This window comes from Sphingomonas sp. So64.6b (assembly GCF_014171475.1).
Classification (GTDB): domain Bacteria; phylum Pseudomonadota; class Alphaproteobacteria; order Sphingomonadales; family Sphingomonadaceae; genus Sphingomonas; species Sphingomonas alpina_A.
Map to the genome: position 1 here is coordinate 2792452 of NZ_CP048817.1, position 25384 is coordinate 2817835.

The 25384-nt window shown below is 64.4% G+C and carries 24 protein-coding genes; 10 read left to right on the forward strand and 14 right to left on the reverse strand.

Annotated elements, in window-relative coordinates; translation table 11 throughout:
• Positions 1-480 precede the first annotated feature (480 nt).
• The gene (locus G4G27_RS13400) at positions 481-1872 is read left to right on the forward strand and encodes a surface-adhesin E family protein (protein ID WP_183109124.1); all 1392 of its coding nucleotides are present in this window, start codon (positions 481-483) and stop codon (positions 1870-1872) included.
• Positions 1873-1983: 111 nt separating this feature from the next.
• Entirely contained in the window at positions 1984-3381 is a 1398-nt protein-coding gene (locus G4G27_RS13405) for a transglutaminase-like domain-containing protein (RefSeq protein ID WP_183109125.1), read from the forward strand.
• Here the strand turns inward: G4G27_RS13405 and G4G27_RS13410 are convergent.
• From G4G27_RS13410 to G4G27_RS13425, 4 genes are all read right to left on the reverse strand, one after another.
• Positions 3344-3802, reverse strand: a complete 459-nt coding sequence (locus tag G4G27_RS13410) for a hypothetical protein (protein WP_183109126.1) — start codon at positions 3800-3802, stop codon at positions 3344-3346. The two genes, G4G27_RS13405 and G4G27_RS13410, sit on opposite strands and share 38 nt — an antisense overlap.
• An 87-nt stretch (positions 3803-3889) precedes the next feature.
• Entirely contained in the window at positions 3890-4282 is a 393-nt protein-coding gene (locus tag G4G27_RS13415; protein WP_183109127.1) for a GFA family protein, read from the reverse strand.
• 1279 nt (positions 4283-5561) lie between these two features.
• The gene (locus G4G27_RS13420; protein ID WP_183109128.1) at positions 5562-6059 is read right to left on the reverse strand and encodes a cytochrome c; all 498 of its coding nucleotides are present in this window, start codon (positions 6057-6059) and stop codon (positions 5562-5564) included.
• A gap of 61 nt (positions 6060-6120) precedes the next feature.
• The gene (locus G4G27_RS13425) at positions 6121-7137 is read right to left on the reverse strand and encodes a phytase (RefSeq protein ID WP_244624328.1); all 1017 of its coding nucleotides are present in this window, start codon (positions 7135-7137) and stop codon (positions 6121-6123) included.
• Positions 7138-7382: 245 nt separating this feature from the next.
• Between G4G27_RS13425 and G4G27_RS13430 the strand changes: the two genes are divergently transcribed.
• A complete protein-coding gene (locus G4G27_RS13430; RefSeq protein WP_183109130.1) occupies positions 7383-9542 on the forward strand; it encodes a TonB-dependent receptor in 2160 nt (719 codons plus the stop codon).
• Positions 9543-9573: 31 nt separating this feature from the next.
• Here G4G27_RS13430 and G4G27_RS13435 read toward each other — a convergent pair whose 3' ends face one another.
• A complete protein-coding gene (locus G4G27_RS13435; RefSeq protein ID WP_183109131.1) occupies positions 9574-9966 on the reverse strand; it encodes a hypothetical protein in 393 nt (130 codons plus the stop codon).
• A gap of 136 nt (positions 9967-10102) precedes the next feature.
• Between G4G27_RS13435 and G4G27_RS13440 the strand changes: the two genes are divergently transcribed.
• Both G4G27_RS13440 and G4G27_RS13445 read left to right on the forward strand, forming a co-directional pair.
• Complete coding sequence (locus G4G27_RS13440; protein WP_244624329.1) at positions 10103-10552, forward strand: MarR family winged helix-turn-helix transcriptional regulator; 450 nt, start codon at positions 10103-10105, stop codon at positions 10550-10552.
• Positions 10549-11829, forward strand: a complete 1281-nt coding sequence (locus G4G27_RS13445; protein WP_244624330.1) for an MFS transporter — start codon at positions 10549-10551, stop codon at positions 11827-11829. Before G4G27_RS13440 ends, G4G27_RS13445 begins: the two co-directional genes overlap by 4 nt.
• A 35-nt stretch (positions 11830-11864) precedes the next feature.
• On the opposite strand, the gene G4G27_RS13450 is transcribed toward G4G27_RS13445, so the two are convergent.
• The 5 genes from G4G27_RS13450 to G4G27_RS13470 all read right to left on the reverse strand — a co-directional run bounded on the left by G4G27_RS13450 (position 11865) and on the right by G4G27_RS13470 (position 18556).
• A complete protein-coding gene (locus G4G27_RS13450) occupies positions 11865-13097 on the reverse strand; it encodes a M20 family metallopeptidase (protein WP_183109132.1) in 1233 nt (410 codons plus the stop codon).
• Positions 13098-13128: 31 nt separating this feature from the next.
• The gene (locus G4G27_RS13455) at positions 13129-14793 is read right to left on the reverse strand and encodes a helicase HerA-like domain-containing protein (protein ID WP_183109133.1); all 1665 of its coding nucleotides are present in this window, start codon (positions 14791-14793) and stop codon (positions 13129-13131) included.
• A 100-nt stretch (positions 14794-14893) separates the two neighbouring features.
• On the reverse strand, positions 14894-16429 hold the full coding sequence (locus G4G27_RS13460; RefSeq protein ID WP_183109134.1) for a Do family serine endopeptidase: 1536 nt from the start codon (positions 16427-16429) through the stop codon (positions 14894-14896).
• Positions 16430-16538: 109 nt separating this feature from the next.
• Positions 16539-17405 (reverse strand): protease modulator HflC, encoded by an 867-nt coding sequence (locus tag G4G27_RS13465; RefSeq protein ID WP_183109135.1) that lies wholly within the window; start codon positions 17403-17405, stop codon positions 16539-16541.
• Complete coding sequence (locus G4G27_RS13470; protein ID WP_183109136.1) at positions 17402-18556, reverse strand: protease modulator HflK; 1155 nt, start codon at positions 18554-18556, stop codon at positions 17402-17404. The genes G4G27_RS13465 and G4G27_RS13470 overlap by 4 nt, the downstream gene beginning before the upstream one ends.
• A gap of 70 nt (positions 18557-18626) precedes the next feature.
• Between G4G27_RS13470 and G4G27_RS13475 the strand changes: the two genes are divergently transcribed.
• The 5 genes from G4G27_RS13475 (at position 18627) to G4G27_RS13495 (ending at position 21347) form a co-directional block, all read left to right on the forward strand.
• On the forward strand, positions 18627-19571 hold the full coding sequence (locus G4G27_RS13475) for an Mrp/NBP35 family ATP-binding protein (RefSeq protein ID WP_183109137.1): 945 nt from the start codon (positions 18627-18629) through the stop codon (positions 19569-19571).
• A gap of 1 nt (position 19572) precedes the next feature.
• Positions 19573-20001: a CoA-binding protein gene (locus tag G4G27_RS13480; protein WP_183109138.1), complete on the forward strand. Its 429-nt coding sequence runs from the start codon at positions 19573-19575 to the stop codon at positions 19999-20001.
• Positions 20002-20093: 92 nt separating this feature from the next.
• Entirely contained in the window at positions 20094-20441 is a 348-nt protein-coding gene (locus G4G27_RS13485; RefSeq protein ID WP_183109139.1) for a hypothetical protein, read from the forward strand.
• On the forward strand, positions 20438-20905 hold the full coding sequence (locus tag G4G27_RS13490; protein WP_183109140.1) for a hypothetical protein: 468 nt from the start codon (positions 20438-20440) through the stop codon (positions 20903-20905). The genes G4G27_RS13485 and G4G27_RS13490 overlap by 4 nt, the downstream gene beginning before the upstream one ends.
• Before the next feature lie 61 nt (positions 20906-20966).
• Positions 20967-21347: a hypothetical protein gene (locus G4G27_RS13495; RefSeq protein ID WP_183109141.1), complete on the forward strand. Its 381-nt coding sequence runs from the start codon at positions 20967-20969 to the stop codon at positions 21345-21347.
• 18 nt (positions 21348-21365) lie between these two features.
• Here the strand turns inward: G4G27_RS13495 and G4G27_RS13500 are convergent, their stop codons facing one another.
• The 4 genes from G4G27_RS13500 to G4G27_RS13515 all read right to left on the reverse strand — a co-directional run bounded on the left by G4G27_RS13500 (position 21366) and on the right by G4G27_RS13515 (position 25325).
• Positions 21366-22655 carry a homoserine dehydrogenase gene (locus tag G4G27_RS13500; RefSeq protein WP_183109142.1) on the reverse strand — a complete coding sequence of 430 codons (1290 nt, stop codon included), beginning with the start codon at positions 22653-22655 and terminating at the stop codon, positions 21366-21368.
• A 351-nt stretch (positions 22656-23006) separates the two neighbouring features.
• Positions 23007-23426 (reverse strand): VOC family protein, encoded by a 420-nt coding sequence (locus tag G4G27_RS13505; protein WP_183109143.1) that lies wholly within the window; start codon positions 23424-23426, stop codon positions 23007-23009.
• A 68-nt stretch (positions 23427-23494) separates the two neighbouring features.
• Positions 23495-24361, reverse strand: a complete 867-nt coding sequence (locus G4G27_RS13510) for a helix-turn-helix domain-containing protein (RefSeq protein ID WP_183109144.1) — start codon at positions 24359-24361, stop codon at positions 23495-23497.
• A 10-nt stretch (positions 24362-24371) separates the two neighbouring features.
• Positions 24372-25325, reverse strand: coding sequence for an isopenicillin N synthase family oxygenase (locus G4G27_RS13515; RefSeq protein WP_183109145.1), 954 nt, complete (start codon positions 25323-25325; stop codon positions 24372-24374).
• Positions 25326-25384: the final 59 nt, after the last annotated feature.

The window sequence follows — 25384 nt, forward strand, 5'->3', positions numbered from 1 at the left end:
ACAAGAGGCCCCTCTCATGAGGGGCCTCTAGTGTGTGACCCAATCAATCGACAATCTCGTATGGCCAACTAGGTCCAAGTGTATAGGAATGGCGAGCTTCCCTGCCTGCTCATCTCTCTGGCATAAATGCGAAATTTCGTACCTACTGGATACTGGCTCCGCAGGCCACGTCCATCGTGACTGCATAACGGTGACACTGCACTAATTAGAGCAGGTGCCGCCCCACCCGGCGCGCGATGCCGGATACGCATCATCACTCGTCAAAAGCCCAACGCGGAACGCTGGACGCAAAGCCATGACCCCGTTATGTTCCGCCTGCAGGGCACCAGAACGGGGCGGCGACAATACGGGGGTGGCGTCATGAACAACGGTCGATCATCGGCAACACGCGCCAGGCGAATCCTCGGACGCATCGCCCTGATCGTCTTCGCGTCTCTCTCACTCACCCCAGCCATCGCATCGCCCGCGCACGATGACGCGATGACCTTCAGCATCATCACCGATCCCTATTTCCGCCGCGCCGAAGCCGACACGCTTGGCGATACCGTGCCGGTCCTTGCCGCTGGTGATATCGACGCGAAAAGCGTGACTCGCCTGCGGGCATTCGTCGCCAGGGAGAAGCTCAAATCCGCGACGATCTATTTCGACTCCCCCGGCGGGTTGCTGACTGAGGGCATGGAACTTGGTCGCGCCATCCGTGAGCTCGGCTTCAACACCAATGTCGGCCGGCCGGGCGGCGAGGCGATCTGCGCCAGCGCCTGTACCGACGCCTATGCCGGCGGCGTTGCGCGCTTCCTCAATGACCGCAGCGGTCGGCTGGGCATCCATCAGTTCCACAGCGGCGTCAGGCCGACCCGCGACACCGAAGCGGCGGTGCAGATGATCAGTGCGGTCAATATCGACTATCTCGCCGAAATGGGCGTCGATCCGCAGCTCTTCTCGCTCGCCAGCGCGATCGACGCCGAAGACATTGGCTGGCTTCAGCCCGAAATCGCACTTCAACTCGGTCTCGCCAATAATGGCGCCAGGCCCGCTATCGCCGAAATCCACACCTCTAAAATGCGCCCCTATCTCCTGCTTCAGCAGGAACATCACGACATGATCGGTCGCGCGATCTTCTTTTGTCTCGGCGGCAAGCTGAGTATCGGCCTGAGCCTGATCACCACGCCGGAGACCGCGCGTGCCTGGACTGCTGGCACGACATTGTCCTATGTCGAACTCGACGGCAAACTGGCCTTGCCCGGGGCGGACGCCGAGGCAAGCAGCGATCTGGTGAGCTTTAGCCGCGCGCTGACACCGGACATGGCGAACCAGCTGCTCACAACCGAAACCCTGGCGATCCGGGTGCAGGACAGGGCCTCGTCGCCGCATGGGCAGACGATCGACCTGCGCTCCGGCCATGAGACGATGCGCGACTTTTTCGGCCAATGCCTGCCCGGCGGGTTGCCCGCGTCGTCGGTCCGCACGCGCGATCTGGTCATCGCCAGCCTGTCGAACCAGGACGGGCGTCGCTCGGCGACGATCATCGACCGCGCATCCTTGAAAAAAGTCGACGGTCGGCTCGTTCGGGGGACGGCCTATCTCGTCACGACTGAGGGCAAAGAGACCGTCATATTCATGTCGCACATGGAATTCGATTGTAACGCGCACCGGTCACGGAATCTTTTCATGATGTTCTACGACAAGACCGGCAAAGCGACGGACACATCAACGACCGATTGGGCCAGTGTACCCCCAAAGAGCAATGCTGAAGCCCTGCTGTTGACCGCCTGTGGCAAAACGCGCCCCGCGGACAAACATGTCTTTGGCAACATGAAGCCGTTCGATTTGATCCAACTCATCATCGGCGCGTCCAATGCCGATGCGCATTGATCTTGCTTCATTCCTGCCGCGCCCCTGCGCGGTCGGAGGGGTCAAGCTAAACAGGGACGGGGCAGTTTCCCGCTGTCTCACGCCTCGGCCACACGACAACCATCCGCATCCATGAGGGTATGGCTGAATTCTATACTGGGTGCAGCGCTATTTCTCTCGCCCGTCGCGGCGAGTGCGCAGGATGATCTGTGGTTTCGCATCGTCGATCAGCGCGGTCAGTTGATCGGCTGGCAGCATGAGACACGGGAGAGCGATGCAAAAACCACTCGGATCACCCGGGAAAGGGAAATGGCCTTTCGCGTCGAAGGGCATAACCAGTCGCGTTCGCATATACGGAGCGTGCGTGAGCTTGATGCCCAGGGCAGGACGATCCGGGTTTCGATCGAGACATCGGACGGCAGGAAGCGACGCCTCCATCTGGTCACGGTCCGGAATGACGCTGCCGCCGTCGGCAATGGCGCGCCCGATCCCGAAAACGCCGCCGAGGCCGCGGACGAAGACGGCCAGTCCATCCTGTATCTGCAGGAGCTGCTGGCGGCGGGCGATCCGGCACGCCCGGCCTCCGGCATAAGATGGCAACGCACCGATGGGGCGGGCACGGGCGACCTGATCCTGTCGGCCTGGCAAAATGGGCTACCCGGCCTGGTCTGGTCGATCCGGCTCGATGACAGGGGCCGCATCCTCCGCGCCGAACAGCCGCTTCCCGGCAACAGCGTGATCCTGCAACGGTCCGATCGACCGATATCTCCACAGGAATTGCAGGCGCCGACCACGCGCCATCAGATGATCGCATCGCCTTACGCGATCTCGTCTGCCGCACTGGCGGGCCATATCCGCTACCGGTTCGCCTTGCCCGCCATGTTCCGCCCGGTCTTGCCCGCGACCGGCGAACAGCGGACGACGATCGAAGGTACCGCGCTGCTGCTCGATATCTGCGCGTCCTGTGGCCCGGGCCTGTCGACCGATCCATCCGACCTGGCGCGCTGGCGGGCGGCATCGGCGTGGATCGAGAGCGATGCGCCTGAACTCCGCAGCGCCGTTCGCGGCATCGCCGCCGCCGCACAGGACGATGTCGGCAAGATGAAGAGGCTTGAGCGCCTCGCGCGCCGCCGACTCAAGGATGTGGATTTCGACGGCCATTATTCGGCGCTGCAATCATGGCGCCGCCGCGCGGGCGACTGCACTGAGGACGCGACCCTGCTCGCTGGTCTCGCCCGCGCCGCAGGCATCCCGGCGCGCGTCGCCAGCGGCCTGATCTATTCGCGCGAACGCTATCATGGCGCACGGAACGCGTTCATGCCGCACAGCTGGGTGGTCGCTTATGTCGATGGGTCGTGGAAAAGCTTCGACATCTCGTTCGGGTCCTTCGACGCGTCGCATATCGCGCTCGCGATCGGCGATGGCGAACCCTGGGCGATCGGTGCAGCGACGCAGGTCGCCGGCCTGCTGGACTGGCAGGGAATGACCGAAGTCAGGAAGCGGCCGGCGTCACCGGTGCCGGCGTCGTGACCGCTTGCCCCGCCGCCTGAGCAGGTGCCGGGTCGTCATAAATGACCGGAAGAGCCGGCGCGTCACTCACAGGCTCGTCCTTCACCCATTGCGCATGTTTCGGCGCACGCAGGCCTCCGACAATGATATAGTCCACCTCTTCGTCGACTGAAGCGGCCGGCTCCGCCTGTTGCGCATGGGCAGGGGTGGCGATAGCCGCGGCCGCCAGCGCAGCCGCGGCGAAAACCGAACGCGCGCTCACCGCATAGCTGACGCAGATTTCCGTCTCGCAGCCGTTCAGCAGCGCCTGCCGCTCGCCGACGCTCAGCGCGGTCAGGTCATGGACCTCGCGCTTGCACAGCCGGCACTGGCTGCCGTCCATGATGTCGGACAGGTTGCCCTTGTAAGGGCAAGGGCTCTGAATGCGTGGAAACAGGCTCATGGTCGACCTCCCGATGCGAGCATATCGTATCATGACCTCATTGCAATTGGGAGGTGCGCCTCTGAGGCTTCGGGCACATCGCGAACGCTACTCCTCAAACCGCCCAGTGCCCTCCCGATCGCGCTCATATCCTCGCGCAAGTGGAAAAGGCGGCAGCCAGGATTCGCGACGGACGGTCCAGCATTCATAGGTCGGCACCAACTGGTCCGGCGCGTCCAGCGACCCCAGATACACTTCGATCTCATCGCCACTGCGCGCGAAAACGGACGAGCCGCAGCGGGGGCAGAAAAACCGCGTGCCGTAATTGCTGGTTTCGCCCTCGATCGTCACCGCATCCTCAGGAAAGATCGCGGCGGCGTAAAATAGCGCGCCATGATGCTTGCGGCAGTCGAGACAGTGACACAGGCCAACCCGATATGGCGGCCGCGACGCCACAAACCGGACATCGCCGCACAGGCAGCCACCAGTGAATTGGTCCATGTTACGTCTCCAGTAAATCAGTCGGCTGAATGGATTAAAGGGAACGGCCGGCCCGTTACAGTGGATATATTGGCAGAGAAACCGGTGCGCCTCGGTTTGGATCGACCGGTATCTCCGCCCACTCGAACCTGCACATCGGCCGCGAACAATCCAAGGCCTTATCCGTATCGGCGATTACGATCCGCAGCGCAGCACAGTTTGCGCGACGATCCGCCTGCACGATCGTCATCGGCTGCGGTGCAACCATTCTCGACCTATCCAGAAACTGTAGCGAGCCCAGCCGGTCCACCGGCGCCTTGTTCCAGTAGAGATTGTTCCCGGCATCCAGCCTGATCCGGTTTGTCTCGCGCGCTCTCTCCCCGACCTTTGCCGGCACCACGACGACGTCCGTCGGCGCAATCGCCCACGACACGAGCAACCGGCATCTCCGGTCGGAAGCGCTGAATGCGGTATCGGGCGAAGATGGCGGCGGCGACGACTCGCTATTACACGACGATGCCATAGCCATCATGCCCAGCAATATTGTTGCCCGAGAGATCATATCCGAACGATCGCACCTCAGAGGCCAGGTAGCAATCACGCGGCCCGCCCCATGCCAGCTTTTACCCGGGCGGCACAAATTATAGGGACATGATATTTATCTCACCATCAAGGTTTGGGCAACACGCAAAAAGACCTAATCTATTGATAATAGGACAATTATCTGAAGACCTGCTCATGAAAACCCATCGCTCCATGGCTGACAACATCATCAGAATGCGGCGCTCATCTGGCACCAGAGATACTGTACATGGGGTGCAGCATATCTCTCCAAGGCCCCGCCGCGCGGCCCGATACAAACGTCGATCAATTCGCGCTATCGCAGCAAGCATGGAAGCTCGGCGACCAGATTTGAAACCCGTTCAGGTTGCGATGATGCCCCACGTCATGCTCGCCGCAACACCGCCGAAATTCCCGTGCGGTCACGCCGGTTTTCCCGTAGTTTTTCCCGTAGTTTCCCGTGGAATCGCCAAAAAAGCATTTGCCGAAAAACTTCCCGTAGCTGCGGGAAATTCAGTCGATCCCGGCAGGCCGATATTTCCGTGACGATGCCGCCGGACATGCCCGGCATCGACCAGCGCCACTCACGCGATTCAACCGCGCCGCGATCGCGCTTATTGCCCGTTCGACCGGCAGCTCACCGATCGCCGACCCGCTCTTTCACATGACGAGAACCAACATCTCCCTCGCCCTGGCGATACCGGGAGACGCGCACCGCGCGACGGGATAGCCGGGCAGGCTATTTCTTGTCCGGCATCCGGTACGCATCGTGGCACGCGCCACAGCTTTTGCCCACTTCGCCGAACTGCGCGGCGAAGCCCGGCTTGTCGCCCGCCTTGGCCAGCGTGGCGAGCTTGTCCGCCGCCTCGGCATAGGCGGCCGCCTTCGCCTCGAACCCGGCGCGATCGGTCCAGATCGTCGGCAGCGCTTCGCTCGGCGCGATGCCGGTGCCGGCCGGGAACATCGCCGGGATCGTCTTTGCCCAGCGCGCCAGCGACCGTGCCGCGAACGCCTGAGTCGTCACATCGTCGCCGCGCGCGATCGCCGCCTTGATCCCGCCGAAATCGGCCGCCGAAAGCAGGAACGCGGCCTGCCGCCCGGCAACGATCGCCGCCGGATCGACCGGCACGCTTGCCGCAGCCGGCGCGGCCGCCGTCTGGCCACCGGCATTGGCGCCCGTCGCCGCCGCCGCCAGGATCAGTGTCGCCCCAATGATCGTCATCGTTCCGCTGCGCATCGCTTGATCTCCTTGAGTTGCGGCAAGGCTATGCTCTCTCCCGCCGCCACGCAATGGCGGATCAAAGCCCCAGCGCCGCCTTGACCTCGCCCCAGCGCACCAGCTTGAAATTCTGCGCGCGCGGCGCGTTCATGCCGTCCTGCGCGACCATGATGCCGTCGGGATAAGCCGGCCCGAAATCGCCCGCGACGATCTCGATCCCGTCGGTCTCCTCGGTCGATCCGAACGCGCCCGGCGCGATGCGGAAACGGCCGACATAGGCTTCGTCCGACAGGCGATAGACCGCATAGGCATTGTCGCCCTGGCTCGACACCACGACATAACCATCGGCCACCGCGACCCCTTCGGCATCGGCGACGATCGCCTTGCCGTCGGCGGCGGCGATCTTGACCGGATCGACCGGCCCATCGGCACGCGCGTCGAAGCGCCACAGCCCGACATCTTCCTCCGCGACATAGAGCCGCGCGCTGGCCGGGTCGACCGCACAGCCCTCGGATTGCGTGCCGAGCTTCATCGTCCGCACGATCTTGCCCGCCGGTGTCGCGCCGCTGACGTCGAGCGCGACCTGACGGATCGTGCCGTCCTTCACCACCATGAACGCGTACAGCGCATCGGCCGCCTGGTAGAGGCAAATGCCATAAGCCTCGCCCGCGCCGGCCGCGACCTTGCCCAACGGGGTCAGCTTGGCGGTCGCCCCGTCGAGCGCGAACAGCGCGATCTGCGCATTGGCCAGGTCGCCGCGATCGCTCGCCGCGACGATGATCCGCTCGCCCATCACCGCAAGGTCGACATTGTTGACCCTGCCCGCATCGACGAAATCGCGCGTCTTACCGTCCAGGCCATAGACGTACAGCCCGGCCTTCTTGTCGGTGCCGACGATCAGGCTCGCCGCCGGGTTGGCCGGGTTGCGCCAGATCGCCGGATCGTCCGCGGCATCGGCATTGGCGGTCGCCACCGCCTCGGTTTCACCAGCCGCCTGGACGGTCTTTGCCGGCAAGGCATTGGTTATGCGCGTTTCAACCGGGACTTCGGCACCCGGATTTGCCGTCGCGCAACCGCCAAGTAACAAAACCGTCACCAAAACTGTCACCGAAGTGAAACCGAGAGTCCGCGACCGTGTCATAATCATTACCTACCTGCGCTGCCAATGAGGTCCGTTGGCATGCAGCGCCGCCTCAAGTCAATTTATAATATTCAACGGGGGCCATCATGGTTATTACACGAGCACTGCTTGCAGGCTGCGCATATTCTGCGCTGATGCTGCCAATATCGGCGATCGCTCAAGAACAAACTGGCGGACCATCGGCCACCAACGCACAGCCCGTGGCGGAAAATCAGGAGCAGCAGGCGAGCGACATCATCGTCAACGGCACGATCATCTTCCGCAACCGCACCGAGGACCCCAATCCGGTGCTGTCTTACGACCTGGAATATTTCCAGCGCTTCGAACCCGTCTCGGTCGGTGAAATGCTGAAACGCGTGCCCGGCGTGACCTTCACCTCCGACGTGCTCGAATATGACGCGGTGCAGTTTCGCGGCCTGCCGCCCGGTTATACTCAGGTGCTGATCAACGGCCGCCGCGCCCCCGGCGGTGAGGCTGATCGCAGCTTCTTCGTCGACCGCATCCCGGCCGAACTGGTCGAGAAGATCGAGATCATCCGCTCGCCCCGCGCCGATCAGCCGAGCGAAGGGGTCGCCGGCACGCTCAACATCGTCACCAAGGAAGCCGCGACGTTCGAGGGCGGTTTCGCCAAAGCCGGCGCGCTGATCAACAAGGACGGCACCGTCCGCCCCTCGCTCGGCGCCGCCTATGCCGGCCGCATCGGCGAGAACACATCCTATTGGGGCGCGCTCAACTATCAGGAACGCCGCAACGCCAAGAAGAAGGTGTCGCTGCGTTTCAAGAAATTCACCACCGGCTCGCTCGACGAGACCGACCCCGCATTCAAGAATACCGAGCTGCAGGACGACACGCGCGACGGCAGCGACCTGTCGGGTAGCGCCGAGATCCGCCATGATTTCGGCGGCAAGAGCTACCTGCGCCTGCAGGGTTTCTTCGTCGATACGAACCGCGACGAGAATGAGGTTTCGTCGACCTTCAAAGGCTCCGGGCTCTCGCCGGACGGCGTCGAATTGCAGCATGAGGATATCAAGCAGCAGACCTATGCGGTCAACGCCGACGGCGCGTTCGACCTTGGCGGCGGTCAGTTCGGCATCGCCGCCGGCTGGTCGGGTTACCGCGAGGACACCAATGTCCGTACCGATGAAGGCGACAGCGTCGCCGAGGCCGAACTCGCCGGCACCGAGACGCTGAACATCAAGGACGACGAATATACCGGCACGCTCTCTTATTCGATCGGCCAGGACACACTGCGTTTCAAGGCCGGCATCGACCTGCTCGACAAGACTCGGAACGGCGCCAATCTCGCCTTTGACGAGGATGGCGAACCCGATGATCTGCTGGCCGGCTCGGTATTCCGCATTCGCGAGAAGCGCTACGATCCCTATGCGCGCCTGACTTTCGAGCCGACCTCGACGCTGACGATCGATGCGGGCCTGCGCTACGAAATCACACGTCGCAACGTGCTCAGCAACGAGGAGGACAGCACAGCTCTGACGCAGGGCGCCAGCTATAATGCCCAATCGCTCAACCCGTCGCTCCATTTGCGCTACGCGCCGACCGACGCCGATCAGTTCCGCGCTTCGGTCGCACGCACTGTCCGCCGGCCCGATTACGACCTAATCACGCCTTACGATCAGGAAGAGACGCCGGGTGACGAGGACGTGACGCGCGGTAACCCGGCGTTGCGCAATGAACGGGCATGGGGCGTCGATCTCGGCTATGAGCGCCGCCTCGGCGGTCGCGGCATTTTCGGGGTCAATTTCTTCTATCGCGATATCACCGATGTGATCGAGCTCGTCTCGCTCGGCTCAATTGGAGACGGGCAGCTCTTCACGCCGCGCAATATCGGCGACGGCAAGACCTGGGGGTTCGAGGTCGATCTATCCACGCCGCTGACCGTGATCGGCATGCCCGACACCGGCCTCTTCGCCAATTACACCTATCTCGACAGCGAAGTGGTCGATCCTTTCACCACCGAGAAGCGGCGATTCAACAATCAGCCGCATCACGTCTACAACATCGGCTTCATCCAGACGCTGAAGAAGCTCGACGCGAGCTTCGGCGCGACGGTGTCGGGACGAAGCAAGGCGACCGAATCCAATTTCGACCAAACAGTCGAGTTGAAATACGATCCGGATCTCGAAGCGTTCGTCGAGAAGCGGCTGGGCAAGCATTTCGTGCTGCGCTTCTCGGTGCAGGACATTTTGCGCCGCTCGAAGAAGGAGGCGTTCCTCAAATATGACGGGGATACTTACGAAGACGTTCTCGCCAACCGCCGCGCCGGTACGGTCAAGGAATATGAGCTGGAGCGCGAAAACTCCGGCCCGCTGTACCAGGTCACCCTGCGCGCAGCGTTTTGATGGCGGGAGGGGCGGTCCGCCGCCCCTTCCCTCACCGGCGCAACCGCAACCAGCCGCCGAGCAGGACGCATGGCAATCCGGTCACCGCGACGGCGATCGGATACCAGCGCGGCCCGAGGTTGAGCCCGGCGGTGGCGATCACACCCAGAGTCCCCGCAGCGAGCCCGATCAGGCCGAGGATCAGCACGTGCCGCATCGCATTGCGCGGCGCGAGCCACGCGGTCACATAACCGCCGGCAATAGTGAAGACGCAGCGATACGCCAGCGCGAGCGCATTGTGCCACGGGTTCCACATCGCGCCCGGCGGGATGATGCCGGTCGAATGCATGATCTGGTCGGTGACGGTCGATCCGATGATGACGACCGCGAGCCCCGCAATGGTCGCCAGGATACTACGGAAAAACGTCCCTGCGGTGCTTGCCATATAACCCCCTTAACCCGGCCTTTCTTCACCGGCCCCTCATTACCGCGGACAGTGCCACGGCCGTGGCAAGGGGCAATCACAAATCGGCCGAGCGTCGATCTTCGCGATTGACCGTTTTAATTGATGTAAATACATCATGCATATGCATCATCGAGATTCGATCGCCGACGCGGCCTGTGCTTGCACCACCCTGCGCAAGGCCGCGCGCGCCTTGTCGGGCGTCTATGACGCCGCGCTGGCCGAGACCGGCATGACCATCGCGCAATTCTCCGTGCTGCGGCACATCGCACGCGGCGGCGATGTCCCGCTCAGCCGGCTCGCCGAACAGCTCGTGATGGACCGCACCTCGCTCTACCGCGCGCTGACACCGCTCGAACGGCAAGGCTGGGTGTCGATCGCCGCTGCGCCCGAAGGCCGGACCAGGATCGCCTCGCTGACCGATACCGGCCGTGCGGCGATGGCCGACGCGGCGGTGCCCTGGGAAGCCGCGCAGCAACGCATCGTGGGCGCGTTCGGGGTGGAGGATTGGCGCGCGCTGGAGACGATGCTGCGCACCGTGACCGCAATCGCCGGAGACGTCCGGTGACGACGCCCCGACTGCCCCTGCTTCGCCTTCCCGCCCGCAGCTATGCCTATGTCGTCGTCGCGGTAACCTTCTTCGCGCTGCTCATTTCGGCTGGCCTGCGTTCCGCCCCCGGCGTGATGATGGTCCCGCTCGAGGTCAATTTCGGCTGGGACCGCGCGACCATTTCCTTCTCGGCGGCGGTCGGCCTGTTGCTCTACGGGCTGGTCGGGCCGTTCGCGGCGGCGTTGATGGTGTCGTTCGGCATCCGGCGCACCATGCTCGCCGGGCTTGCCCTGATGTCCGCGTCAACCTTTGCCAGCCTGTGGATGACCCTGCCCTGGCATTATGTGCTCAGCTGGGGCGTCGTCTCCGGCGTCGGCAGCGGCGCGGTCGCCTCGGTGCTCGGCGCGGCGGTGGTCAATCGCTGGTTCGCGACGCGCCAGGGCCTGGTGATGGGCCTGCTCAGCGCGAGCACCGCGACCGGCGCGCTGGTGTTCCTGCCGCTGCTCGCCTGGCTCGCACGCGAAGGCGCATGGCGGCCAGTGGTGATGGCGGTCAGCATCGCGTGCCTCGTGCTGATCCCGCTGGTCGCCTGGATCGTGCCCGAACGGCCCGGCGATGTCGGCACGCGCCGCTTCGGCGAGACCGACGAGAGCGAACCGCCCCCGCCGCTCAAACAGGCCGCCTCCCCCATGCTCGCTTTCGCGGCGTTGTTCCGCGCGGCGAAGCAGCCGGTATTCTGGCTGTTGTTCGGCACCTTCTTCGTCTGCGGCCTGACCACCAACGGGCTGGTCGGCACGCATATGATCGCGTTTTGCGGCGATCACGGCATCGCTCCGGTCGCCGCGGCGGGCCTGTTGTCGATGATGGGCCTGTTCGATCTGGTCGGCACGACCGCCTCGGGTTGGCTCACCGATCGTTATGATCCGCGCAAATTGCTGTTCGTCTATTACGGTCTGCGTGGCCTCTCGCTGCTTGCGCTGCCGTTCCTCGATTTCAGCCCGGCGAGCCTGACGATCTTCGCGATCTTCTTCGGCCTCGACTGGATCGCGACCGTGCCGCCGACCGTAAAGCTCGCCAACCTCTCCTTCGGAGAGCGTGAGGCGCCGATCGTGTTCGGCTGGATCCTGGTCGGGCACCAGCTCGGCGCGGCGACCGCCGCGTTCGGCGCGGGGCTGATCCGCGAACAGACCGGCAGCTACACGATCGCCTTCGTGATCGCCGGCGCCTTCGCGCTGGTCGCTTCGGTGGCGATCATCGGATGGAGCGGAACGCGAGCAAGGGTGGCCACCGCTTAAATCCTCCCTCGCGCAGCGGGGGAGGAATTTGAAGGTCAATCGAATCCGCCGTTCAGGAACCGCTCGGCCAGCGCGCAATGCATTGCCACGCCCAGCGCCATTGCATCCTCGCGAATGACCATCTTCGTATTGTGCAGCGGCGGATTGGTGCGCGCGTCGCTGCCCTCGGGCGCGACGCCGATGAACGCCATCGCGCCAGGCACGTCGCGCAGCACATAGGCGAAATCCTCCGCGCCCATCATCGGCGCCGGCATCACCTGCCACGCCTGATCGCCGCCCAGCGATACGGCGCAGGAGCGCATCAGCTCGGTCGCGCGCGCATCGTTCATCGTCACCGGATAGCCCGGATCGATATACGCGACGCCGGTCGCGCCATGCGCGGCGGCGATGTTCTCGACGATGCGCACAAAGCCCTCGCGCATCGTCGCGCGGGTTCGCTCCGACAGAGTGCGCAGCGTGCCGCGCATCGTCGCTTCGCCGGGGATGATATTGTGCGCACTGCCGGCATTGATCTTGGCGATGGTCAGTACCGCCGGGTCGCTGACCGGAACCTGCCGCGCGAGGAAGGTCTGCAGCGCGATGACGATCTCGCATGCGACCGGGATCGGATCGATGCACTCGTGCGGCATCGCCGCATGGCCGCCGCGCCCGGTGATCGTCGCGGTCAGCGTATCGGTCGAAGCAAGCAGCGCGCCGGTGCGGCTGACGATCGTGCCGGCCGGGATGTTAGGCGAGATATGCAGCGCGAACGCCGCCTCGGGCCGGGGATCGTCGAGCAACCCATCCTCGATCATGAAGCGCGCGCCGTGATGCCCTTCCTCGCCGGGCTGGAACATGAAGACGATCGTACCCGGCAAGCTTTCGCGCCGCGCGCACAGCGCCCGGGCGGCACCGACCAGCATCGCGGTATGCGCGTCATGGCCACAGGCATGCATTGCGCCGGTCACCTTGCTGGCGAAAGGCAGCCCGGTCTCTTCCTGCATCGGCAGTGCGTCATGGTCGCCACGCAGCAGCACGGTGCGGCCATTGTTCCCCGCACCGCGATCCGCGCCGCCACGCAGGATCGCGACGAAGCCGGTGGTCGACCCGCCTTCGCGAATTTCCAGCGGCAGGCCGGCCAGCGCCGCCCTGATCTTGTCGGCGGTGCGCGGGCAGTGCAGCCCGATCTCGGGATCCGCATGGATCGCGCGGCGAAGCTCGACCACATCGGCCAGTTCGGCCTCGCCGACCGCGCCCCAGTCGGTGGCGCTATCGCTGGTGAAGTCCATCATCTCTTCCTTCGTCATCCATCCGGGCGGGTCACCGCCCCTTGAACAGGCCGCCGAGCACGCCGCGCACCAGCCCGCCGATCACGCTGGCGCCGGCACCGCGCGAGCTGCCGAACACCGCTTTCGACACCTCGTTGGCGACCGATCTCCCGACCGCCGAGGATGCGCTGCGCGTCGCCGAAGTCATCGCCCGGTTCCATGGCGAATTGGCCGCTTCGCGCTCGGCCTGTTTCTGCGCCTGTGCCGCGAGTCGCGCCTGGCGGTCGGCCTCGCGCTGATCGGCGACGCGCTGACGCTCCGCTTCACGGGCGAGGCGTGCATCTTCCTTGGCCTGCAGCGCATCGGCCTTGGCCGCATCGGTATCGGCCTTGGCCTCGGCGGCGGCGGCGCTCGCTTCGGTCGCCTTGACCGCGAGCAGTTCTTCGGCGGATTCGCGATCGACCAGCGTATCGTATTTGTCGCCGATCGGATCGGTCTGGATCAGCACACCGCGCTCGACCGGCGTGACCGGCCCGGCGCGCGAACAGGGCGGCTTGATCAATGTGCGCTCGACCGGCGAGGGCGAGCCATCGGGCAGCAACAGCGAGACCAAAGCCTCACCAACCTTCAATTCGGTAATGACCGTCTCGACATCGACGCCGGGATTGGCGCGAAAGGTCGTCGCTGCGGACTTCACCGCCGCCTGATCGCGCGGGGTGAAGGCGCGCAAGGCATGCTGAACGCGATTGCCGAGCTGGCCCGCGACGGTGTCGGGAATATCGATCGGGTTCTGCGTGATGAAATAGACGCCGACGCCCTTGGAGCGGATCAAGCGCACGACTTGCTCGATCTTCTCCAGCAGCGCCTTGGGCGCCGCGTCGAACAGCAGATGCGCTTCGTCGAAGAAGAACACCAGCTTGGGCTTGTCCGGGTCGCCGACCTCGGGAAGATGTTCGAACAGTTCGCTCATCAGCCATAACAGGAAGGTCGAATAGAGTTTCGGGCTCGCCATCAATTTGTCGGCAGCGAGGATGTTCACGATCCCCCTGCCCTTGTCGTCCAGACCAATGAAATCGTCCATGTCGAGCGCGGGTTCGCCGAAGAAATGCTCGCCGCCCTGACTGCGAAGCTGGAGCAGGGAGCGCTGAATCGTGCCGACGCTCTGCTTCGACACATTGCCATAGGTGGTGGTCAGCTCGTCGGCGCGCTCGGCGCAGTGCGACAGCATCGATTGCAGATCATCGAGGTCGAGCAGCAACAGCCCGTCCTTGTCGGCGACATGGAAGGCGATGGTCAGCACGCCTTCCTGCACTTCGTTCAGGTCCATCAACCGCGACAGCAGCAACGGGCCCATCTCACTGATCGTGGTGCGGATCGGATGGCCCTGTTCGCCATACAGGTCCCAGAATTGCACCGGATTGTCGGCATAGGTCCAGTCGGTGTAACCGATCTCCTTGGCGCGCGCGGCGAATATCTCGTGCGTCTTGGTCATCGGCGATCCGGCCATCGCCAGGCCCGACAGATCGCCCTTCACATCGGCAACGAAGCACGGCACGCCGCGCTGCGAGAAACCCTCGATAATGCCTTGCAGAGTGACGGTCTTGCCGGTGCCGGTTGCGCCCGCGATCAGCCCGTGGCGGTTGGCGCGCTTCAATTCGAGCTGCTGGGGGTGCTCGCCGCCAGGGCCGCTACCGATAAAGATGGGTCCGTCCGTCATGATCGCTCCTCAACTTACGGCAGCGACTATTGCGCGTTTGCCGGCGAGGGGAAAGACGGGATGTCCTCCCCGGGGTTCCCGGGGAGGAATTTAGCCCAAGTCAGTTCTTGATCTTCACCGGAATGAAGTTGGTCTGACGAGCACGGGTCACCAGCAGCAGCACTTGCGGACGACCCGCCGCCGTTGCCTGTGCGACCTGTGCCGCCAATTCGGCCGACGTGCGCACCGGCACATTGTTGACCGACTGGATCACGTCGCCGCGCTTGAGCTTCTGGCCCGCATCGCTGGCCGGGCTGGCCGATGCGATGACGACGCCCTGGACTGTCGCATCGACGCCGATCGATCGTGCGATCTGCGGCGTCAGCGGCACGACGTTCAGGCCGAGCGGCGCTGCGGTCGGCGCCTGCACGCCCGGGCTGCCGTCCTCATCGGGCAAGCCGTCATCGCCGCCGCCGGCGATCGCCGCAAGCTGGTCTTCGGTCGGCCGGTTGGCGGCGGTGATCGACAGGCTCATCGGCTTGCCCTGACGGATCACGTCAAGTTTGGCGACCGCGCCGGGCGCGACATTGGCGATCAGGTAGGACAAGGTCTGATCGGGCGTCACGGCCTTTTCATTGACGCGAACGACCACGTCGCCGGCCTTGAGTCCGCCCTTGGCGGCGGGACCATCGGCCTCGACCCGGGCGATCAGCTCGCCCTGATTCTTCGGCAAGCCAAGTGCCGCGCCGACATTCTCGTCGACCGGACCGCCGATACCCACGCCGATATAACCGCGCTTGATCGCGCCGCCCTTCATCAGCGTGCTGATCACCGGCTGTGCCTCTTCGGCCGGAATGGCGAAGCCGATACCGACATTGCCGCCGGTTTCGGACAGGATCTGCGAATTGATGCCGATCACATTGCCCTGAAGGTCGAACATCGGGCCACCCGAATTGCCGCGATTGATCGCCGCGTCGGTCTGGATGAAGCGGTCATAGGCGCCACCCGAGCCGGTCACGCGGTGCAAGGCCGAAACGATGCCGGCGGTCACGGTCGAACCGAGGCCGAACGGATTACCGATCGCCACGACCCAATCGCCGACCCGTGCCTTGGTCGAATCGCCGAACTTCACGAACGGCAGGTTCTTGCCCTCGATCTTGAGCACCGCGAGATCCGATGCAGGGTCGCGGCCGATCAGCTTTGCGACATATTCCTTGCGATCGGGCATGATCACGCGGATCGATTCGACCGTGGCGCCCTTGGCACCCGGTGCGATCACATGGTTGTTGGTCACGACGTAGCCGTCGGGCGAGATGACGAAGCCCGAACCGAGCGACTGCGCCTCTCGCGTGATCGGCGCACCGCCCTGACCCTGGCCGAACTGCTGGCCGAACAGGTCGCCCAGCGGCGCGCCTTCGAACGGGTTGCCGGCGGCCTGTTGCGTGATCTTCTGCGTCGTCGAGATGTTGACGACGGCGGGCTGGAGCCGCGCGACCATATCGGCAAAGCTCATCGGCGCGCCGGGTTTGGGAGCCGTCGCCTCGATCGCGCCGGGTTCGTTTTGCGCGGTCTGCGCGGACGCGGACGGCTGGAACATCATGGTTGCGGCGGTGCCGCTCAGAAGCAGGGCACCAGTAATGGCGTAAGCATAACGCACTTGGGTCATTTCCTCTCGATTGCCGAACGGCAAGGACCGGTTTTTGCGGCGCGCTTGCTGAACGGCGATTGAATATGAACGCAATGAAAGTTTTTCGGAAAGCCTCGCATTAACGACCGCGGCCCTGGAATTCCTTCAAATACGCGTTGTTCGGTGACAGGATCAACGATGTCGCGCCGCGCGGCCTGCCGTCGTTAAGCACCCCGAAAGTGAAGCGATAGGACTGCATTGCGCGGTAGAATTCGTAGAAGTCCGGATCCTTGTTGAACGCAGCAGCATAGATTTTGGCTGCATTGGCATCCGCTTCGGCACGAATGATCTGCGCGGTCTGATTACCTTTCGCGGAGATCGTCGCGACTTCCTGCTGACGCGCGGTCTTCATCCGGTCGAGCGCGCTCTGTAGCGGGGTGCCATCTGGCAAGTCGGCGCGCTTGATCCGGACATCGACGATCTGCACGCCATATTGCGTCGCCTGACGCTGCAGACCGGCCTGGATATTGTCCATCACCTGGCCACGCTCCGGGCTGAGCAAGGCAGCGAACGGCCGCTTGCCGAGTTCGTTACGCAGCGCCGAGCCGAGCAAAGGCCCAAGCTGATCGGCGACGCGATCCTCGCTACCGGCGGTGACCACCATGCGCAGCGGATCGACCACGCGGAAACGCGCATAGGCGTCGACCGACAGGCGCAACTGATCGGTCGACAGCACCTGGGTATTGTCGAGATCGACATCGAGCACGCGCTTATCGACCCAGACCAGCCGATCCATGAACGGCACGCGGAAGACAAGGCCGGCGCCGGTGCGGCCAAAGGGCTGATTCGGCTGCCAGCGATTGACCGTGCGGATCGGGTTTTCGAAGCGCAGGATCACCGCTTGTTTGGTTTCAGGGACGATCGCGATGGTGCTCGCGGCGAGGATCACGAGGACCAGCGTGAGGAAGCCGAGCACGAACGGGTTGCGGAACAGGGTGGCGCTCATTGGCTGCCTCCAGCTGCGGGTGCGGGCGTCGGCGCGGCCTGCGCGGCGGGCGCCGTCGGCTGCACTTCGGTCACGCGCCGCGCACCGCCTGGAAGAGGCAGATAAGGCACGACACCGGGCGCCTCGATGATCGTCTTGTCGCTCTTGGCCAGCACATTCTCCATCGTCTCGTAATACATACGCCGGCGCGTCACTTCGGGCGCAAGCCGATACTGCTCATACACCTTGTCGAACGACGTCGCTTCGCCCTGCGCCTGGGCCAGGATCTGCTGGGCATAGCCGCGCGCCTGGTTGATATTGCCCTGTGCCGCCTGTTGTGCAGCCGAAACCGCTTTGAAATCCTCGGATACGGCCGCCGGCGCTTGCGCCTGCTTGATCGCAACACCCTGGATACGGATACCGGAATTATAATCGTTGAGCACGGACTGGATAAGTTCCTGCACGCGTCCCTCGATCGCGCCACGACCGGCGCCGATCGCTTCTTCCAGCGTCGTCGTTGCCATCACCGCGCGCATCGCGCTTTCGGCGGTGGCGCGCACGGTCGCCTGCGGATCCTTGATCTGGAAACTGAAATCCTGCGGGTTCGACACATCCCAGCGCACCGAATAGGCAAGATCGATGATGTTCTGGTCCCCGGTGATGACGAGATTCTCGCCGCCCGAGCCTTCGGGGAAATCCTCGAGCCGGATTTTCTGGACATCGACTTTCCGCACCGACGCGATCGGCGCGGGCAAGGTGAAGCGAATGCCCGGCTCCAATGTGCCGGCATAACGCCCGAACCAGGTGATGACGCCGCGTTGCTGCGGGCCGATCTGATGAAAGCTGGTGAACACGATCCAGACGATAGCGATCAGGCCGACACCGAGGCCCCAGAGCCGCCCGGCATTGGCTCCGCCCGGCATGCGCGGACGACCGCCACCGAATCCGCCGCCACCGCCTCCCTTGGCGCGCTTGAGGAATTCATCGAGCGCGGTCGGCTTCGTACCGCGTGCGCCACCGGGTGGTACCGCCCAGGGGTTGCGCGGACCGCTTTCGCCGTCGCCATTGTTCCCCCCATTGCCATTGTCGCCACCCGAGCCGCCCCAGGGGCTTTTCGGTCGATCGGAATTGAGAATGGTGAAACGCTGCAGCCAGCCGGTAAGGATCGTCATAACGTCTTTATAGGTGTGTGAGCGCGGAAAAACAGTGGCAAGCGCTCTTTGGGTCCCTATCTGGCCGACAATGACACAAGATGTAACAATGCAAACCGCCCTGCACGCGATTGCGGGCGATCGCGCCACCGCCCGGATCGACGGCGATCGCGCCAGCATCATCCTCGATGTCACCGGTCTGGACCGGCCATCGAGCGACGAACTCGAGCGGCGCGTGAGGGCCGCCGCCGAGCAAGTCGCGGGCATCGCCACGGTGCGAATCGCCCAGACCGCCCAGCGCACCACGCGCACATTGATCGCGGTCGCGAGCGGCAAGGGTGGGGTGGGTAAATCGACCGTCTCGGCGAGCCTCGCGATCGGACTGCACCGGCTCGGGCGTAGGGTTGGGCTGGTCGACGCGGACATCTATGGCCCCTCGCAGCCCAAGCTGATGGGTGTCGAAGACGCCAAACCGACCGCGCGCGAGAAAGTGCTGCAACCGGTGCCGACGCCGCACGGCGTGCCGATGCTGTCGATGGGCCAGCTGGTCGCGCCGGATCAGGCGATCGCGTGGCGCGGGCCGATGATCGCCGGCGCGCTTGGCCAGATGCTCGATGGCAATTGGGCGGCGCAGGATACGCTGGTGATCGACTTGCCGCCCGGCACCGGCGACGTACAGCTGACCATGGTGCAGAAATACCGCCCGAGCGGCGCGGTGATCGTCTCCACGCCGCAGGACCTGGCGCTGATCGATGCGCGCCGCGCGATTGACCTGTTCGTCAAGGCGGGCGTGCCGATCATCGGGCTGGTCGAGAATATGGCGGGGTATGCCTGCCCATCGTGCGGCGAAATCTCCGATCCGTTCGGCCGTGGCGGCGCCGAAGCGGCGGCCAGCGAGCTCGGCATCCCGTTTCTCGGCCGCATTCCGCTCGACATCGCGATCCGCCTGGCTTCCGATGCGGGGAACGCCGGTGAAACGAACGCGTTTGCCGAGGTGAGCCAGCGCGTGTTCGACTGGATTCCCAAAGGAGGCTGATGTGCCGTTGACCAGTGACGAGGATATCAAGGCGCTGCTCGAAGAGACGCGCACCATCGCGCTGGTCGGCGCGTCGGATCGGCCGAACCGACCGTCCTATGGCGTGATGGCGATGCTGCAGGATCATGGCTATCGCGTGATTCCGGTCAATCCGCAGATCACCGGCGAGCATGTCCATGGCGAATTCGTGTTCCGCGAACTGAACCAGCTCGGCGATCCGATCGACATGGTCGATATCTTCCGTAACTCGGCCGCCGCCGGCGAAGCGGTCGACCAGGCGATCGCGGTCGGCGCGAAAGCGGTGTGGATGCAGCTCGGCGTGATCAACGAGGAGGCGGCCGCCCGCGCCGAAGCAGCGGGGCTGAAGGTCGTGATGGACCGCTGTCCCGCGATCGAGATTCCCCGGCTCGGCGTTGCCAAACGCAATTGATCGTTACGGCTGCATTCGGATCACTTGCGTTCGCCCCCTTGTGTTAAGATGAAGAGGGTGCATTTTGCAGGGACTGACCGGAGGCGGAATCGATGCTGGGCGCTGTGCTGTTGCTGTTGCTTCAATCGACGCCGGATAGTGCGGCGATCGCGCGATACCGTGACCTGACCACTGTCGCTCCGCGCTGCGCCGCGTCGACCGACCCTGCCGAGATCCTGGTCTGCGACCGTCGGCGCGCCGACAATTATCGTGTGCCGCTGATCGAACCGGAGGCGGGCGACCCGAAGAATGAAGGCGTACCGGCCGAGCGCGAGCGGTTGCTCGCCCGCACCAATAATTGCGCCGAGAAATCATCCTTCCTGGTCGGCTGCGGCATGGCGGGCGTTTCGGTCGGGACCGGCGGGGCCAGGCTTGGCGGCGAACGGCCGATCGCGCCATGATCCTGCTTGCGCTCCTGCTGCAATCGGCCGCGGCGACCCCGGTGGCCCAACCCGCTGTGCCGCCGGCCCCGCAACGCTGGTCGATCCTCGTGCCCGTCGCCAATGAGGCATGCCGCCCCGCAGCCAAGGGTGACGACATTCTGGTCTGTGCCGACCCCTTGCCGACGCAGCGCCTGCCATTGCCGGACGAGATCGTGCCGGACGGCCCGCGCCCCTCCAATCCTTACCGGACCGGCAGCGGCGCGCTGGCGGCGGAAGGGGCACCGTGCGCCACGGCGATGGGCGGATGCGTGGTCGGTTTCGGGCCGCCGATCATACCGATCGTCGAAGGACTGGTCGGGCTCGCCAAGGACGCTTTTGCCAGGCACCCGGACAAGTCGAAACGCATTGCCATCCCACTCGACGATCCGGTGCCGCCAACGGTTTCGAAAAAAGATGGTGCGACGCAACCAAGCGGCGATTAAACGGTTAAACGTTTGATCGGGCCGAACAATTGTTCGAACAGGACCCGAACGGGGAATCGTTATGGTCATTGTGTCGCTTCTATTGCTTGCCGCCGCGCCCGTTGTTGGCGAGCCGGTAAGACCATGGGCCGGCACGCCGGTGATCAGGACCGTCAAGAAATCGAAGGCCAAGCCCCGGCGGCGCGGCAGACATGCCATCATCCCGGTCGGCATTCCCAAACGGCTGAGCGTCAATGAATGCGCCGACCGGACCAGACCCGATTGCCGGGTGCAGAAACGGTCGCCTTACCGCCTGCAAGCTGAAGCGGCGATCGGACCCGCATCCAAGGATCGCGCGGTCGCGATGGACGGCAGCGATTGCGAAGTGATCGGTCAAAAGGTCTGCCCGAGCAATCCGCGACCGGTGCTGCGTGCCGAATATGCCCCGGTCGGTGCAAAATAGACCGGGGTAACGGCCGCCTCAACTGAGGATGTGCATCCACATCGGCTGACCGACCAGGCTCTGCGAGCCGCGCAGCTTTTCCAGTGCTTGCGCCACGCTGCGCTCCGGACCTTCGTGAGTGACGATCGCGACGAGCACGCTGCCATCGGGCATCGCGCCGCGCTGGATCAGGCTTTCGATCGACACGCCGGCGTCGCGCATCGCTGCGGCGATCTCCGCCAGCACGCCGACCTTGTCGGTCACTGTGAATCGCACATAGGCGCGGGCGCGGCGGTCCCCGCTGTCCGCGGCGGCATGCGACGCCAGCGAATCGGCCGGCATGGCGAAGGCCGGACCGAATTCGCCGCGCGCGATGTCGATCAGGTCGGCGACCACCGCCGAGGCGGTCGGACCGTCACCGGCGCCGGCACCCTGGAACAACAAACGGCCGACGAAATTCCCCTCCGCGACCACCGCATTGGTCGCGCCGGTGACATGCGCGAGCGGATGGCTGACCGGTACGAGATGCGGATGGACGCGCTGGAACAGCCCGTGCGGACCATCCTCGGCGATGCCAAGCAAGCGGATGCGATAGCCGAGCGCCGCGGCTTCGGCGATGTCGGCGGCGACAATGTGACGGATGCCGCTTGCCGCCACATCGGCAAAGGCCGGCCGCGTGCCGAAGCAGATGCTCGACAGGATCGAAAGCTTGTGCGCCGCGTCCACACCATCGATGTCGAAGGTCGGATCGGCTTCAGCGAAACCCAATGCCTGCGCCTCGGCCAGAACCTCGACAAAGTCGCGCCCTTCCGCCTCCATCTTGCTCAGGATGAAATTGCAGGTGCCGTTGAGGATGCCATAGACGCGGGCGATCTCATTCGCCGCTGCGCCTTCTCGCAAACCCTTGATCACCGGGATACCGCCGGCGACCGCCGCTTCGAACTTCAATGCGGCGCCGGCCTTTTCGGCAGCGCGGGCGAGTTCGAGGCCATGATGCGCGATCATCGCCTTGTTGGCGGTGACGAAGCCCTTGCCCGCCGCCAGCGTCGAACGCGCCAGTGCGAGCGCCGGACCGTCCGATCCGCCGATCAGTTCGACCACCACATCGGCATCGTCATGATGAGCGAGCGCGGTGGTGTCGTCGACCCAGGCGAAACGCGACAGATCCACACCGCGGTCCTTGGCGCGATCACGTGCGGAAATCGCGACGATCTCGATCGGCCGTCCGGCGCGGCGCGCGATCAGCGCCTTGTTCGCATCGATCAAGCGAATCACGCCCCCGCCGACAGTGCCGAGTCCGGCGAGCGCGATACGTAGCGGTTTGGTCATTTGGGCCACCCTTTCCGGCCGCGGCCTAGCCGATCTTTCCGGCAAGGCAAGTCATCGTCGCATGACCATTGCGCTGGTGGCAGCGAGACAATGCCGTTTCTTTCGACAATAAAAAGAGCGCGCCAGAATTAAGTCCGGCAAAGAATGCCATGATCGCTTTTGCATCATGGTTGAATCGCCACCCGCGACAGGACTGTGGGACAGGCCTGCGGAAGACAGGACCGAGGCGAACGGCGGGAGATATAGGACACCGGTTGTGTCACATCTTTTTCCGTCGCCGCCCCGGCGATGGGCTTATATTCTCATTATATATCAGATGCTTAATCTGTATCTGATTAAATGTTCGATGCCCTAGGCGGCCGCCCACGGATCATAGCTGCCGAAGCTCCAGACATTGCCTTCGAAGTCGCGCGCGGAATAACCGCGGCCGCCATAGTCCTGATCGACCGGTTCGAGGAAGATGTCCGCTCCCGCCGCGCGGGCGCGATCGGCATGCGCATCAACATCGGCGACAATGAGATAGAGCGACATGGTTGCGCCGCCGGCTTGGGCGACCGTGGTGATTCGCCCGTCGCGCGCGAACGGGCTGGCGACAACCGGCGACAGCATGATCATCCGGTCCTCCCACAGCAATTGGGCATGGTGGACGATGGCCGGGTTCTCGTCATCGGCAAAGACCGCGTGGCGCGTGAAGCCAAACGCGTCGCACAGAAAGGCGATCGCGCGCGGCGTATCGGTATAGCGCAGGTTGGGGATCAGTTCGTGTCGCATGACAGGCTCCTCGGGTTGCACCGACGACCTAGTCGCCCCCGCCGCGGCCGTATTGGATCAAACGCACCTTAATGCTCGATCAGCCCGCCCCCCGCCCCGGCGAGGCGTGCGACGAAAATGCTCGGCGTGATCCCGGCAAATTCGCGGAATTCACGGACCAGATGCGACTGGTCACAATAGCCGATATCGTGCGCCAGCCCCGCCCAATCCGGATCCGGCGCCGCGCTGACCGCACTGGTCACGCGGTGGAACCGCAGCACGCGGCGGAAGCTGCGCGGGCCGATCCCGACATTATCCCGAATACGGTCGGCCAGATGCTTGCGGCTCCAGCCGACGCGGTCGGCAACCGTACGCAGATCGAGATCGGCGCGCTGGCTCACCAGCGTGAGGGCATGATGGTCGATTGCGGCAAGCGGTCGGGTTTGCGCTATCCGCGCGATCAGTGCCGCATCGAGCAACGCGACCCGTTCTTCGCGCGACCGCGCTTCGACCAGATCGGCGCCAAGCTGGCGCGCCGCGACGCCGAGTATCGCATCCAGCGGCACGACCCGATCGAGCAGCTGATGCATCGGCACCCCCAGCAGGCGCCGCAATGTGGTGAGCGGCAGGAAGACATGCACACCGCGCTGCGCGCCGTTCGACCGCGACAAGGCCGGGTGGAGATGGATTCCGGCCACAAAGGCTTCGCCCCTGCCGAGTTCGAGAATCTGACCATCGCCGCCGACAATGGTGATCGGATCGCCGAGATTGACAATCAGCACGCCATCGCCGTGCGGCAATTCCCGCCGCGCGGTGAAGCCGCCGGTGCGTTCGGTATAGTCGCAATAACCATGGATCAGCCCGGCAAGCGCCGCCGGCGGCGCGATATGCGCCATGCTCCACGCATTGACGCCGTCGTCATGCGCATCGAGCCGGATCAGGCGCGCGTCGGGCACCCGACACCGCTCATTTCTTGACCAGGCCGATCTCGACCAGCCGCTCGTGCAGATAATCGTGCGCCGTGATCGGCGTCGGATAACGGTTGGGGTGATCGGCATCGATACAGCCAGGCAGCGTCTCGATCAGGAAATCGGGCGCAGGATGCAGAAAGAAAGGCATCGAATAACGCGACACGCCGCGCCGTTCGGGCGGCGGATTGACGACGCGGTGCGTGGTCGAGGGCAGGACATGATTGGTCAGCCGCTGCAGCATGTCGCCGACATTGACCACCATCGCGCCTTCGGGCGGCTTGATCGCCAGCCATTTGCCGTCGCTGCCGAGCAGTTCGAGACCCGCCTCCTCCGCGCCGAGCAGCAACGTGATCAGGTTGATATCCTCATGCGCGCCGGCACGTACCCCTTCGGCATCGACCGGAATCGGTGGATAATGGAGCAGGCGCAGCACGCTGTTGCCATCGCCCACGGCATGGTCGAACCAGTTGGGAGCCAGGCCGAGATGCCGCGCGATCGCCGACAGCAGCCGGTCGCCCGCGCGATCGAACGCCTCGAACAGTTCGAGGAAGACCGGTTTGAAACCGGCCGGCTCGGTCGGCCAGATATTGGGCGACATCTGCGCGGCGAAGCGATGCCCCGCGGGCAATTCGCGGCCGACATGCCAGAATTCCTTGAGATCGACCTGGCTTGCGCCCTTGGCAATCTCGGTTTTGAACGGCGTATAGCCGCGCGCACCGCCGCCGCCCGGCGTGTGATAGGCACGCTTTTCCGCATCGGGCAGTTCGAACAGCTTTTTCGTCTCAGCCCAGGCGCGGTCGATCAGGTCGCGCGGGATGCCGTGATCCGACACGACCGCGAAACCGAACCCCTCGAACGATCCGCCGAGCGCGGCGGCAAAGGCGTTGGGGTCGGCCGCCTCGTCGTTGAGCGAGAGCGCGGGCACCTGGGCGGCGGGAGTATCGAGCATGGCTGTTCGTCCGTAAGGGGCTTTAATCGACCTAGATAACAAGCCCAACGCCGAACGAA